We start from the raw sequence: 13,519 nt of genomic DNA, 5'->3' as shown, positions 1-13,519 counted from the left end.
GCATGGCGCCCAAGGAGCCGGAAAGCGAACTGATCCGCGCTAAGGATCTGACCGGGTTCGACCGCTGGGCCTTGCCCAGCTTCGACGAGCCTGGTGATGCCGGGGACGAGCCTGCGCAGACGGCAGAGGCGGTCGACGAAGCGCCCAGCGAGCCGGCGTCCGCCGAAGAGGCGGCACAGTCCGAAGAGGTGGCTCTGGAGGACGTCAAGCCGCTGACGCTCGACGAGCTAGAGGCCATTCGTCAGGATGCCTACAACGAAGGTTTCTCCGCAGGCGAGAAAGATGGCTTCCATGCCGGCCAGCTCAAGGCCAAGCAGGAGGCCGATGCCGCGTTGGCGCTCAAGTTGCAGGGCCTGGACAAGCTGATGAGTCAGCTACTCGAGCCCATTGCCGAGCAGGATCAGCAACTGGAAGTGGCGCTGGTCAAGCTGGTCAGCCACATGGTGCGCGAGGTGGTGCAGCGCGAGCTGAACACCGACTCCAGCCAGATTCGCCAGGTGCTGCGTGAGGCGCTGAAACTGCTGCCGATGGGTGCGGACAACCTGCGCATCCAGGTCAATCCGCAGGATTTCGACACCATCAAGGCCCTGCGTGAGCGCCACGAGGAAAGCTGGCGCATCCTCGAGGACGAGAGCCTGCTGCCCGGTGGTTGCCGCATCGAGTCCGAGCACAGCCTGATCGACGCCAGCGTCGAGACGCGCCTGGCGCAGTCGCTCAAGCAGTTGTTCGAGCAGCAGCGCGCACAGGTCGGCCAGCCACCGGAAGCGGACATCAGCCTGGATCTGGACGCCGTCGATGCGCCTTGACCGAATCAGTTTCGCCAGGCGTCTGGATGCCTATGTCGACGCCATCAGCCTGCCTAGTCAACCCGTGGTCGAGGGGCGCCTGCTGCGCATGGTCGGCCTGACCCTGGAAGCCGAAGGTCTGCGTGCCGCCATCGGCAGCCGCTGCCTGGTGATCAACAGCGACAGCTACCATCCGGTGCAGGTCGAGGCCGAGGTCATGGGCTTCTCCGGCGGCAAGATATACCTGATGCCGGTCGGCAGCCTGGCGGGTATCGCACCGGGGGCGCGCGTGGTGCCGCTACCGGATACCGGGCGTCTGCCCATGGGCATGTCGATGCTCGGCCGGGTGCTCGACGGCGCCGGGCGCGCGCTCGATGGCAAGGGCGGGATGAAGGCCGAGGACTGGGTGCCGATGGATGGCCCGAGCATCAACCCGCTCAACCGTGACCCCATCAGTCAGCCTCTGGATGTCGGCATCCGCAGCATCAATGGCCTGCTCACCGTGGGCCGTGGTCAGCGCCTCGGCCTGTTTGCCGGCACCGGCGTGGGCAAGTCGGTGCTGCTGGGCATGATGACCCGCTTCACCGAGGCCGAGATCATCGTGGTCGGCCTGATCGGCGAACGGGGCCGTGAGGTCAAGGAATTCATCGACGAGATTCTCGGCGAGGAGGGCATCAAACGCTCCGTGGTGGTCGCCTCGCCCGCTGACGATGCGCCGCTGATGCGCCTGCGTGCCGCGCAATACTGCACCCGTATCGCCGAATACTTTCGCGACAAGGGCAAGAACGTGCTGCTGCTGATGGATTCGCTGACCCGTTATGCCCAGGCCCAGCGCGAGATCGCCCTGGCCATCGGCGAGCCGCCGGCGACCAAGGGCTATCCGCCTTCGGTGTTCGCCAGGCTGCCCAAGCTGGTGGAGCGTGCCGGCAATGCCGAAGCTGGTGGCGGCTCGATCACCGCCTTCTACACGGTGCTTTCCGAAGGCGACGACCAGCAGGATCCCATTGCCGATGCGGCGCGCGGCGTGCTCGATGGCCACTTCGTGCTGTCACGGCGGCTGGCCGAGGAGGGGCATTACCCGGCCATCGACATCGAGGCGTCCATCAGCCGGGTGATGCCGCAGGTGGTGCCGCCGGAGCAGCTCAAGCAGGCACAGCGCTTCAAGCAGCTCTGGTCGCGTTATCAGCAGAGTCGTGACCTGATCAGCGTCGGTGCCTATGTGCCCGGTGGCGATGCCGACACCGACCTGGCTATCGCCCGCCAGCCGCAGATGGCGCATTACCTGCGCCAGGGGCTCGACGAGAGCGTGAGCATGGCCCAGAGCCGTGAACAACTGAGCGCGGTGCTGGGCCAGTGAGCAAGGTGCCTGAACCAAGCGCCGTCTGCATCGGAGCCTGGGCTCGATGAGCCTCAGCCGCGCCAAGCGCCTGCAGCCGGTGGTGGAAATGGCCGAGAAGGCCGAGCGCGAAGCGGCCCGCCAACTTGGCCACTGTCAGGGCCTGGTGAGCCAGGCCGAAGCCAAGCTCGGCGAACTGGAACGCTTTCGCGGCGACTACCAGCAGCAGTGGATCAGCGAGGGCAGCAAGGGTGTTTCCGGGCAGTGGCTGATGAACTACCAACGCTTTCTGGCGCAGCTAGAAACCGCCATCGGCCAGCAGAACCAGAGCCTGGATTGGCACCGCGCCAATCTGGACAAGGCTCGTGGCATCTGGCAGCAGCGCTATGCGCGACTCGAAGGGCTGCGCAAGCTGGTGCAGCGCTACCGCGACGAGGCCCGCCAGGCCGAGGATCGGCGTGAGCAGAAGTTGCTCGACGAGCTGGCGCAACGCCTGCTCGATGGCCGCGAGCGCTGAGCCTAGCAGGCTGTTGAAAAACTACCTCGGCTTGGGCTTCCTGCGTCGCTCTACCTCCTGCATCCATGCAGTCGTGCGTTGGTAATACTGCGTTAAAAACAGGTTCATCGCACTTTCAGTGGGGAATGCCTGGTTGACACCGGACTGGCAAGTTTGTGTGAGTATGCTTTCGTTTTCGGTGTAAAGCTGCTTATCGGCGTTTAGTTGATATCTCCCGTTTCGCCCCCCGGCGACCTTCTTTTGTCAAACGCCACAAAAGAAGGCAAAAAGGCTTGGCCCCGCCATCCGGCCCCGGCTTCGCCGGGATTCGTTCGCTCCATCGTTACTCCGAGGGCCCGCCGCGAAGGGCCATCCCTGGCCAATCGCGGCTCTCGCGGCATCCATGCCGCTCAACCCTCTACGCAACGATTCCACTCACCCTCCTGAAGGGGCCATTCGCGCGACTGAACGAATGGGTATTTCAAGGTATAGACGGAGTGTTCTGGTAGCGGTGAAGTGTCGGGTTAAATCAAAACTTTCATTCGCGTAGTTTCAGCCGGCATCCTGGTCAGCCCTACGGCTGACCCATGTTCAAGCACTCCACGCTAATTCTGGGTTACCGCAGGTTCAGGCGCGTGCAGAGCCCGCCCAGGAGGGCGAACGGAATCGTCGTGGAAGAGGTCGAGCGACATGGATGTCGCGAGAGCCACGATGGGCCAGGGATGGCCCACCGTGGCGGGCCTCTGGAGCGGCGATGGAGTGAGCGAACCCTCGCGCAGCGAGGGCCGGATGATCGGGCGGAGGGTTTTGGTTACTTTTGCCCTACAAAAGTGACTCGCCCGGGAGGGCGAAACCAGAGACATCAACAAAAACGCGGCAATCCGGAACAAGCACCCGAACAAGCAATAAGCCCCCACACAAACTTGCCAGTCCGGTATCAAGACTGACTTTCCCGAGATTCCGTGAAGAACCTCAAAAATGCTCATTTACAGCACGTAACCCCGAGTGCGGGCCCAGTGCTTTTTGATTCACTGCGCTCGCCCTTCGGGCCAGCCTGCCTCGGCTTGGGCTTCCTGCGTCGCTCTACCTCCTGCATCCATACAGTCGCCGCCTACGTTATTCAACGGTCTGCTAGGGTCTGTTGCCGTTTCGCGCTGCGAGGCCTGGAGGCTGTCAAACAAAACGCTTGCCTGTCATCCTCTCCAGCCGATAAACCGGCTAAGCTGAGAACAGTTTTGTGATAAGGAACCCGGTATGAGCATTACCTCGCAAGCATCGGCCGACGGCCAGGAGCTGACCATCACCATTCGCGGGCGTTTCGATTTCGCCTCGCATCAGGAGTTTCGCGATGCCTACGAGCGCGTCAGCATTACGCCTAAACGCTATCTGGTGGATCTGAAGGAAACCAGCTATCTGGATAGCTCCGCGCTTGGCATGCTGCTGCTGTTGCGCGATCACGCCGGTGGCGACTCGGCGCAGATCCGCCTGCTCAACTGCAGCGGCGACGTGCGCAAGATCCTCGCCATCTCCAATTTCGAGCAACTCTTCCAGATCGGCTGACCATGCCTGAGCGTCTGTCCATCCTGATCGCTGAGGACAACGCAGCCGATCGCATGCTGCTGTCGACCATCATCAGCCGTCAGGGGCATCGCGCGCTCACCGCCAGCAACGGCCTGGAGGCCGTCGCGTTGTTCGAGCAGGAGCGTCCGCAGCTCGTCCTGATGGACGCGCTGATGCCGGTGATGGACGGTTTCGAGGCGGCGCGGCGGATCAAGCAGCAGGCCGGCGACGCGCTGGTGCCGATCATCTTCCTCACCTCTCTGACCGAGAACGAGGCCCTGGTGCGTTGCCTGGAGGCAGGCGGCGACGATTTTCTCGCCAAGCCCTACAATCGGGTGATTCTCGAAGCCAAGATCAAGGCCATGGATCGTCTGCGGCGCCTGCAGGCCACCGTGCTTGAGCAGCGCGACATGATCGCCAGGCACAACGAGCAGCTCCTGCACGAGCAGCGCGTGGCCAAGGAGGTCTTCGATCGGGTGGCGCATGCCGGTTGCCTCAACGCCCCCAATATTCGTTACCTGCAATCGCCCTATGCGCTGTTCAACGGCGACTTGCTGCTGGCCGCCTATACGCCCTCCGGGGGCATGCATGTGATGCTCGGCGATTTCACCGGGCATGGGCTGCCGGCAGCTATCGGCGCCATGCCGCTGGCCGAAGTCTTCTATGGCATGACGGCCAAGGGCCATGCCCTGGCCGAAGTGCTCCGCGAGATCAATGCCAAGCTCAAGCGCATCCTGCCTGTCGGCGTGTTCTGTTGCGCCACGCTGCTGCATATCGGCAGTCAGCGCAGGATGCTGGAGGTATGGAACGGCGGTCTGCCGGATGGTTATCTGCTGCATGGCGATGGGCGGCCGCATCAGGTGCTGGCATCACGTCACCTGCCGCTGGGCATTCTCGAACCAGCGGCTTTCATCGACCGCTGCGAGGTGTACCCGCTGCAGCCGGACGATCGCATCTTCCTGCTCACCGATGGTGTGCTGGAGGCCAGTGATCGCCAAGGGCAACTGTTCGGTGAAAGCCGTTTGCTCGGGGTGCTGGAGGCCAACCGGCAGCCCGATGCCCTGTTCGAGGAAATCCAGGAGGCCCTGGCCGCCTTCCGCGGCGAGCAGCGCGATGACGTCAGCATGCTGCAGGTCGGCCTCGACGAGGACGAAGCGCGGCCGCATTCGCTGGCCTTTGCCGATTCCGGGCAGAGCAGCCCGCTGAACTGGTCGGCCCGCTTCGAGTTTCGTGCACAGAGTCTACGTCATTCCAATCCCTTGCCTTACCTCTTGCAGCTGCTGATGGAAGTGCAGGCGCTACGGCCGCGCGGCGGGGAAATCTACACGGTGCTGACCGAACTCTATTCCAACGCCCTGGAGCATGGCGTGATGGGCCTGGATTCGGCGCTCAAGCGTGACGCCAGCGGTTTTGCCGAGTATTACCGTGAGCGCCGCCTGCGCCTGATGCAACTGCAGGAAGGCTATGTGCGTTTCCACCTGCAGTTGTGCCCGCAGGACGGCGGTGGGCGCCTGATCGTGCGGGTCGAGGACAGTGGGCCGGGTTTGCCTGACATGCTGCCGCCAGCGAGCCCGGATTCTGCGCTATGTGGGCGTGGTCTGGCGCTGGTGCGCGAGTTGAGCGATGTCTGCTACTGGGATCGGCAGGGGATCAGCGTGGAGTTTTGCTGGGTCGCTGAGGCATAATCCGCCGGGCTGTCGTTCATGGAGTGACTCAGTAGTGTCCGATATTCATCTAGATGACGCGGTGCTTGCGTCCCTGCAGGACATCATGGAAGGCGAATATCCCTCGTTGCTCGATACCTTCGTGGTCGACTCCGAAGAGCGCCTGCGCCTGATCCGTCAGGCCGAGCAGCGTGCCGATGCCCAGGCATTGCGCCTGGCTGCCCATAGCTTCAAGGGAAGCTGTAGCAACATGGGGGCGCCCATGCTGGCGGGGCTGTGCAAGCAGCTCGAAGATGCCGGCCGGCGCGAGGCGTTGGAGCTGGCGCCGGAGCTGATCGAGCAGATCGAGCGTGAATTCGCCATCGTGCGCATCCTGCTCAAGCGCGAACGTCAACGTTATCGTCCCTGATCCCCGAAGCGGCCGAGAGGCCCATGTGCGCCTGTTCATGCGCAGTTGGCCCGTCCTTTGCTCTGATACCGTCACGACCCAACAGACGGAGAGCGTCCATGCCTGTGATGCCCGAACCACTCCTGCAGGCTGCGCCTGAGGTAAAGAACAGAGCCAAGCCCCCGGCGAGAGCGCCGGAGCCCAGCAAGAACGAGCCTTCTAGCTTCGACAAGGTGTATGCCAAGGAGCGCCAGACGCAAGCCGGCGAGCGCAACGTCGAGGCCAGGAAGTCCTCCGATGCGCGCGCGCCATCCAGCAAGGATGAGGCTGAACCGGCAAAAGCCAGCGATGCTGAGCAGCCCGAGGTTGCCGCCGACGGCAAGACCTTGCCGGCCGAGGACGAGTCGAAGGAGACGCTCGATCCGTTGCTGGCCATGGCCCTCACCGGCACGGCGCCGCAGCCCAGCGAAGAGCCGTTGCCCACTGCGGACGCAGAGGGCGATGCCTTGCCGACCCTGCTGATCGATGGCACCAAGGAGGCCAAGGTGAGCACCGACATCACGGCCCAGGCCGCCGCCGAGTCCGAAACCGACGGCGAGACGCTCGATGCCATGGTTCGCTTGCAGCCGCAACTGGAAGAGCAGGCCAAGACGCAGGCGACGGCGCAACCCGATACCCAGGCCAAGGCCGCGCGTACGGCCAGCAGCACGGATTTCGCGGCTGCCATGGCCAGCATGGGCAAGCAGCAGGCCGAGACGAGCCCGGAAGGGGAGGAGCCGGCCCTGGAGGTCGGTCTCGAGAAGAGCGCCAGCGATCTGCTGGAAAGCCTCAAGGAGAGCGCCCAGCCCAATCGCCCGGATCAGTTCGTCAGCAAGCTCTCGGCGCTGACCCAGGCGATCAATCAGCAGAGCGGGGTGGCCACGCGCGTGCCGGTGGTGCCGGGTCAGCCGGTGGCGATGAACCAGGGCGGCTGGAGCGAGGCGGTGGTGGACAAGGTGATGTGGATGTCCAGCCAGAACCTCAAGTCGGCGGAGATCCAGCTCGATCCTGCCGATCTCGGGCGTCTCGAGGTGCGCGTGCACATGTCTCAGGACGCCGCTCAGGTCACCTTCGCCAGCCCCAACGCGGCTGTGAGGGAAACTCTGGAAGGGCAGATGCATCGCCTGCGTGACATGTTTGCTCAGCAAGGCATGAACCTGGCAGACGCCAACGTTTCCGATCAGTCGCTCAACCGTGGCTGGCAGGGGCAGGCGCAAGGCGACGAGCGTTCAGGGTCGAGGCGAGGGGACGGCCTCATGGGCGGCGGTGACGAGCTGATCTCAGGCGTGCCGCAGGAGATTCGTAGCGAGCGTACGAGCATGGGCCGCGGGCTGGTGGACTACTACGCCTGAAGACCAGGCGGCCCCTGCCGGCTGGATTACACGGCCGCACGGAACCGTCGTTGTGAAGACGCGCCGTGCGTGAAGCGGCAACAGACCCTAGACTGACAAGCGCCCGAGTGTTCGCAAGATCACTCGGGCGCATGCATTTTGGATGACAGCAAGCCGCTGGCGCTGTTAAATCCGCAGCCCAAGGTTGGACAACAGGCCTCACAGGCTGGCATAACACTTGCTCCCAACCCATTGATTGCAGAAAGAACCTCGATAGCGACGGATTATTGGCATGGCTAAGAAAGAAGCAGCACCAGCCGAGGACGGGCAACCCGGCGGCAAGAGCAAGCTCAAGCTCATCATTCTCATCGTCGTGGTTCTGCTGCTGGCCGTTGGCCTTTCCATCGGGGGTACCTGGTTCTTCCTGAGCAAGGACAAGAAGGCCGAGGAGCCCGCGCACGAGGATGCGGCCGCTGCGGCTGCGCCGGTGCATCAGCCGGCGATCTATCAGGATCTGCAGCCGGCGTTCGTGGTGAACTACAACGTCGATGGGCGCACCCGCTATCTGCAGGTGAGCATGGCCCTGATGGGGCGCGATGCCGCCGGCATGGAGAAGCTCAAGGGCAATGTGCCGGTGTTGCGCAACCGCCTGGTGATGCTGCTGTCCGGCCAGGACTTCAAGGCCCTGCAGACGCCGCTGGGCAAGGAGATGCTCCTGCAGCAGGCACTGGCCAGCGTGCAGGAAGTGGCGCAGAAGGAAACCGGCAGCACCGTGGTCGAACAGGTGCTGTTCACCAATTTCGTATTGCAGTAAGCGGGAGTCATCATGGCCGTTCAGGATCTGCTTTCCCAGGACGAGATCGACGCGCTACTCCACGGTGTGGACGATGGCCTGGTCGATACCGAGGATGCAGCCGAACCGGGCAGCGTCAAACAGTACGACCTGACCAGCCAGGATCGCATCGTCCGTGGGCGCATGCCGACTCTGGAGATGATCAACGAGCGCTTCGCTCGCTACACCCGCATCAGCATGTTCAACCTGCTGCGTCGCTCGGCGGATGTCGCCGTCGGCGGGGTACAGGTGATGAAGTTCGGCGAGTACGTGCACTCGCTGTACGTACCCACCAGCCTCAATCTGGTGAAGATGAAGCCGCTGCGTGGCACCGGGCTGTTCATTCTCGACGCCAAGCTGGTGTTCAAGCTGGTGGACAACTTCTTCGGTGGCGACGGCCGCCACGCCAAGATCGAAGGGCGCGAGTTCACCCCCACCGAGCTGCGCGTGGTGCGCATGGTGCTCGATCAGGCCTTCGTCGACCTGCGCGAGGCCTGGCACGCGGTCATGGACATCAACTTCGAGTACGTCAACTCCGAGGTCAACCCGGCGCTGGCCAACATCGTCAGCCCCAGCGAGGTGGTGGTGGTGTCCACCTTCCACATCGAGCTGGACGGCGGCGGTGGCGATCTGCACGTCACCATGCCTTATTCGATGATCGAGCCGATCCGCGAGATGCTCGACGCCGGTTTCCAGTCCGACGTCGACGCTCAGGACGAGCGCTGGATCAAGGCGCTGCGCGAGGACATCCTTGACGTCAGCGTGCCGCTGGGGGCCACCGTGGCGCGACGTCAGTTGAAGCTGCGCGACATCCTGCACATGCAGCCCGGTGACGTGATCCCGGTGGACATGGCGGATAACATCGTGATGCGTGCCAATGGTGTGCCCACCTTCAAGGTCAAGCTGGGCGCGCACCGTGGCAATCTGGCCCTGCAGGTGCTGGAGCCGATCGAACGACCGCGCTGATGGACGCGGTTTCTCAGGCCGGTCTGCATAGGCAGACCTGACCCCGACAGATTTCAAACAGATTCAGGAGCCAGGCGAGGAACTACCATGGCAGACGAAGAAAACACTTCCCCCGAAGAGCAGGCGCTGGCCGACGAGTGGGCAGCAGCCCTGGCCGAAGCCGGCGATGCCGGCCAAGAGGACATCGATGCCATGCTCGCGGCGCAGGCGCCGCAGGAGGCTGCCAAGCCGCAAGCGCCCCGCGCGCCCATGGAAGAATTCGGCAGTGCACCGCCCACCAATCACCTGCCGGTCAATCTGGAAGGGCCGAACCTGGACGTGATCCTGGACATACCGGTGTCCATTTCCATGGAGGTGGGCAACACCGACATCACCATCCGCAACCTGCTGCAGCTCAATCAGGGGTCGGTGATCGAGCTGGATCGCCTGGCCGGCGAGCCGCTCGACGTGCTGGTCAACGGCACCCTGATCGCCCATGGCGAAGTGGTGGTGGTCAACGAGAAGTTCGGCATTCGCCTGACTGATGTGATCAGCCCCAGCGAACGTATCAAGAAGCTGCGCTGACCATGAGCCGCCTACTCGCATTGCTGCTGTGCCTGCCCTGGGTGGCGCAGGCCGCCGAGCCCGCGGCCAAGGCCATGCCGTCGGCGGGCGGTGAGCTGGCCGGGCAATTGGGGCAGATGCTGCTGGGCCTGTTGCTGGTGATCGGCCTGATCTTCGCCCTGGCCTGGTTGCTGCGCCGCGTGCAGCAACTGACGCCGCGCACTGGCCAGGTGATCAAGTTGCTGGCCACCCAGCCCCTGGGCCCACGTGATCGTCTGGTGCTGGTGCAGGTGGGCAGCGAGCAGATCCTGCTGGGCCTGTCGGCCGGGCGCATCACCCCCTTGCATGTGCTCAAGGAGCCGGTGCATCTGGCCGATGCCGAGCCCGCCACCCCGGAATTCGCCCAGCGCCTGATGGAGCTGCTGGGCAAGGATCAGAAGGACAAGTCCTGATGCTGCGTTTCTTGCTGGTGCTGGTGTTGAGCCTGGCCGCTTCACTGGCGTTCGCCGCGGATCCGCCAGGCGCGAGCTCGCTGATCCAGTCAGGCAACAATCCGCTGTCGATCCCGGCCATCACCCTGTCCACCGATGCCGAGGGTCAGCAGGAGTATTCGGTCAGCCTGCAGATTCTGCTGATCATGACGGCGCTGAGCTTCATCCCGGCGTTCGTCATGCTGATGACCAGCTTCACCCGCATCATCATCGTCTTTTCCATCCTGCGCCAGGCGCTTGGGCTGCAGAGCACGCCATCGAACCAGATCCTGGTCGGCCTGGCGCTGTTTCTCACCCTGTTCATCATGGCGCCGGTGTTCGACCGGATAAACACCAATGCCCTGCAGCCCTATCTCAACGAAGAGATCATCGCCCAGGAGGCGCTGAGCCGTGCCGAGGGGCCGATACGCGACTTCATGCTGGCGCAGACCCGCGAAAGCGACCTGGCGCTGTTCGTGCGCCTGTCCAAGCGCACCGACCTCAACGGTGTCGAGGACGTGCCGCTGACCATCCTGGTGCCGGCGTTCGTCACTTCGGAGCTGAAGACCGCCTTCCAGATCGGTTTCATGATCTTCATTCCGTTTCTGATCATCGACATGGTGGTGGCCAGTATCCTCATGGCGATGGGCATGATGATGCTCTCACCTTTGATCATTTCTCTGCCGTTCAAGATCATGCTGTTCGTCCTGGTCGATGGCTGGGCGTTGATCATGGGTACACTGGCCGCCAGTTTCGGCACCATATAGCGAGGCGTGCATGACTCCCGAGGTAGCGGTTGACCTGTTTCGCGAAGCGCTCTGGCTGATCGTGCTGATCGTAGGCCTGGCGGTGGTGCCGAGCCTGGTCGTCGGTCTGATCGTCGCCATGTTCCAGGCGGCCACGCAGATCAACGAACAGACCCTGAGCTTCCTGCCGCGCCTGCTGATCATGCTGCTGACCCTGATCTGGTCCGGCCCCTGGCTGGTCAGCCAGTTGATGGAGTACACCCAGAACCTGATCCAGAACATTCCGTACCTCATAGGCTGATGGGGCGGGCACGATGCTGGAGTTGAGCAACGCGCAGATCAGCGGCTGGATCGCCCAGTTCATGCTGCCGTTGTTTCGCATCGCCTCCATGCTGATGGTCATGCCGATCATCGGTACGCAACTGGTGCCGACCCGCGTGCGCCTGTACCTGGCGCTGGCCATCTGCGTCGTGCTGGTGCCCACCCTGCCGCCGATGCCGCAGGTGGATGCGCTGAGCTTGCGCAGTCTGCTGCTGATCGCCGAGCAGGTCATGATCGGGGTCATGCTCGGTTTCGTCTTGCAGTTGTTCTTCCACGTCTTCACCGTCGCCGGGCAGATCATCGCCATGCAGATGGGTCTGGGCTTCGCTTCCATGGTCGACCCCACCAACGGTGTATCGGTGCCGGTGCTGGGCCAGTTCATGCTGATGCTGGTGACCCTGCTGTTTCTGGCCATCAATGGCCATCTGGTGGTGCTGGAAGTGCTCGCCGAGAGCTTCGTCAGCTTGCCACCAGGGCAGGGCCTGATGGTGCAGCACTACTGGGAGCTGGCCGGCAAGCTTAGCTGGGTGATCGGCGCCGGGCTGTTGCTCACCCTGCCGGCCGTTACCGCGCTGCTGGTAATCAACCTGGCCTTCGGCGTGATGACACGGGCGGCGCCGCAACTGAACATCTTCTCCATCGGCTTTCCGCTGACCCTGGCCATGGGCCTGGTGATCTTCTGGATCAGCCTCTCCGACTTCGGCAGCCTGTTCCAGGCCATTGCCAGTGATGCCCTGCAGCAATTGGGCGAATTCGCCCAGACGAGGTAGCCATGGCGGAAAGCGAGAGCGGCGCCGACAAGAGCGAGGAACCCACAGGCAAGCGGCTCGAAGAGTCGCGGAAAAAAGGCCAGATCGCGCGTTCCAAGGAGCTCAACACCCTGGCGGTGACCTTTGCCGGCACGGCGGCCCTGATCCTGTTCGGCGCCCAGATTGGCGGCGCCTTGCTGGATCTGATGCGCGGCACCTTCAGCCTGCCGCGCGAGGTGCTGATGCGCGAAGACAGCATGGCTCTCTACCTGCTGGCCTACGGCAAGCAGACCCTGCTGGCCCTGCAGCCCTTCTTCATCGTCCTGCTGATCGCGTCGGTGATCGGCCCCATCGGCCTGGGCGGCTGGTTGTTCTCCAGCGAGGCACTGTTGCCCAAGGGCAGTCGGATGAACCCGCTGGCGGGCCTCAAGCGCATGTTCTCGGTACAGGCGCTGGTGGAACTGCTCAAGGCCTTTGCCAAGTTCCTGGTGATCCTGGCGGTGGCCCTGCTGGTGCTGGCCACGGATCAGGACGACCTGCTGGCCATCGCCAACGAGCCGGTGGAGCCGGCGATCCTGCACAGCCTCACCGTGGTCGGCTGGAGCGCCTTCTGGTTGTCCTGCGGGCTGATCCTGATTGCGGCGGTGGATGTGCCGTTCCAGCTCTGGAGCCACAAGCAGAAGCTGATGATGACCAAGCAGGAGGTCAAGGACGAATACAAGGACTCCGAGGGCAAGCCAGAGGTCAAGGGGCGCATTCGTCAGTTGCAGCGCGAGATGGCCGAACGGCGCATGATGCAGGCCGTGCCGCAGGCCGACGTGGTGATCACCAACCCGACCCACTTCGCCGTGGCGCTGAAGTACGACCCCAACTCGGGCGGTGCCCCGGTACTGCTGGCCAAGGGCAACGATTTCATCGCCCTGAAGATTCGCGAGATCGCCAATGAGCACAAGGTCATGGTGCTCGAGTCGCCGGCTCTGGCGCGGGCGGTCTACTACTCCACCGAACTGGAGCAGGAAATTCCCGCCGGTCTTTACCTGGCCGTGGCCCAGGTGCTGGCCTATGTCTACCAGCTCCGCCAGTTCCAGGCGGGCAAGGCCAAACGCCCCGGCCCGTTGCCGGACTTGCCGATTCCCCAGGATCTGCGCCGGGATGATTGAGCCGCAAGCTGCAAGCAAGACCCGCTTTGAGGGCGGGCGCTTTTGCTCTTTCTTGCTTGCAGCTTGAGGCTTGCAACTTGTAGCTGCTTTTCTGGAACACTTCTTGCCCTTAGCCAATCAGGACGCAGTTTCG

At 63.3% G+C, this 13,519-nt stretch carries 15 protein-coding genes; all 15 read left to right on the top strand.

All coding sequences use genetic code 11. The features are described from left to right. Positions 1 to 2 precede the first annotated feature (2 nt). Positions 3 to 806 (top strand): flagellar assembly protein FliH, encoded by an 804-nt coding sequence (fliH, locus tag OU800_RS15760; RefSeq protein ID WP_268178258.1) that lies wholly within the window; start codon positions 3 to 5, stop codon positions 804 to 806. After that, entirely contained in the window at positions 796 to 2,142 is a 1,347-nt protein-coding gene (gene fliI, locus OU800_RS15755; RefSeq protein ID WP_268178256.1) for a flagellar protein export ATPase FliI, read from the top strand. The genes fliH and fliI overlap by 11 nt, the downstream gene beginning before the upstream one ends. A gap of 46 nt (positions 2,143 to 2,188) precedes the next feature. Then, positions 2,189 to 2,638, top strand: coding sequence for a flagellar export protein FliJ (gene fliJ, locus OU800_RS15750; RefSeq protein WP_268178254.1), 450 nt, complete (start codon positions 2,189 to 2,191; stop codon positions 2,636 to 2,638). 1,233 nt (positions 2,639 to 3,871) lie between these two features. Continuing rightward, the gene (locus OU800_RS15745) at positions 3,872 to 4,177 is read left to right on the top strand and encodes an STAS domain-containing protein (protein ID WP_268178252.1); all 306 of its coding nucleotides are present in this window, start codon (positions 3,872 to 3,874) and stop codon (positions 4,175 to 4,177) included. 2 nt (positions 4,178 to 4,179) lie between these two features. Next, entirely contained in the window at positions 4,180 to 5,862 is a 1,683-nt protein-coding gene (locus OU800_RS15740) for a fused response regulator/phosphatase (RefSeq protein WP_268178251.1), read from the top strand. 34 nt (positions 5,863 to 5,896) lie between these two features. Then, positions 5,897 to 6,250: an Hpt domain-containing protein gene (locus OU800_RS15735; RefSeq protein ID WP_268178249.1), complete on the top strand. Its 354-nt coding sequence runs from the start codon at positions 5,897 to 5,899 to the stop codon at positions 6,248 to 6,250. Positions 6,251 to 6,348: 98 nt separating this feature from the next. Next, a complete protein-coding gene (locus tag OU800_RS15730; RefSeq protein ID WP_268178247.1) occupies positions 6,349 to 7,620 on the top strand; it encodes a flagellar hook-length control protein FliK in 1,272 nt (423 codons plus the stop codon). Positions 7,621 to 7,891: 271 nt separating this feature from the next. Next, positions 7,892 to 8,413, top strand: a complete 522-nt coding sequence (fliL, locus tag OU800_RS15725) for a flagellar basal body-associated protein FliL (RefSeq protein ID WP_268178245.1) — start codon at positions 7,892 to 7,894, stop codon at positions 8,411 to 8,413. A 12-nt stretch (positions 8,414 to 8,425) separates the two neighbouring features. Further along, positions 8,426 to 9,397, top strand: coding sequence for a flagellar motor switch protein FliM (gene fliM / locus OU800_RS15720; protein ID WP_268178244.1), 972 nt, complete (start codon positions 8,426 to 8,428; stop codon positions 9,395 to 9,397). Between the two features lie 87 nt (positions 9,398 to 9,484). Next, positions 9,485 to 9,961, top strand: a complete 477-nt coding sequence (gene fliN, locus OU800_RS15715) for a flagellar motor switch protein FliN (protein WP_268178243.1) — start codon at positions 9,485 to 9,487, stop codon at positions 9,959 to 9,961. Positions 9,962 to 10,035: 74 nt separating this feature from the next. Beyond that, positions 10,036 to 10,392, top strand: coding sequence for a flagellar biosynthetic protein FliO (fliO, locus tag OU800_RS15710; protein WP_442964783.1), 357 nt, complete (start codon positions 10,036 to 10,038; stop codon positions 10,390 to 10,392). Further along, positions 10,392 to 11,177, top strand: a complete 786-nt coding sequence (fliP, locus tag OU800_RS15705) for a flagellar type III secretion system pore protein FliP (RefSeq protein WP_268178241.1) — start codon at positions 10,392 to 10,394, stop codon at positions 11,175 to 11,177. The genes fliO and fliP overlap by 1 nt, the downstream gene beginning before the upstream one ends. A 10-nt stretch (positions 11,178 to 11,187) precedes the next feature. Then, positions 11,188 to 11,457 carry a flagellar biosynthesis protein FliQ gene (gene fliQ / locus OU800_RS15700; RefSeq protein WP_268178240.1) on the top strand — a complete coding sequence of 90 codons (270 nt, stop codon included), beginning with the start codon at positions 11,188 to 11,190 and terminating at the stop codon, positions 11,455 to 11,457. Between the two features lie 13 nt (positions 11,458 to 11,470). Then, a complete protein-coding gene (gene fliR / locus OU800_RS15695; RefSeq protein WP_268178239.1) occupies positions 11,471 to 12,247 on the top strand; it encodes a flagellar biosynthetic protein FliR in 777 nt (258 codons plus the stop codon). A gap of 2 nt (positions 12,248 to 12,249) precedes the next feature. After that, on the top strand, positions 12,250 to 13,386 hold the full coding sequence (gene flhB / locus OU800_RS15690) for a flagellar biosynthesis protein FlhB (RefSeq protein WP_268178237.1): 1,137 nt from the start codon (positions 12,250 to 12,252) through the stop codon (positions 13,384 to 13,386). The last annotated feature ends 133 nt before the right edge of the window (positions 13,387 to 13,519 follow it).

This window comes from Pseudomonas sp. GOM7, from assembly GCF_026723825.1.
Lineage (GTDB): Bacteria > Pseudomonadota > Gammaproteobacteria > Pseudomonadales > Pseudomonadaceae > Aquipseudomonas.
Note: the sequence above shows the minus strand (reverse complement) of the source record. Positions and strands in the feature narration are given on the sequence as shown.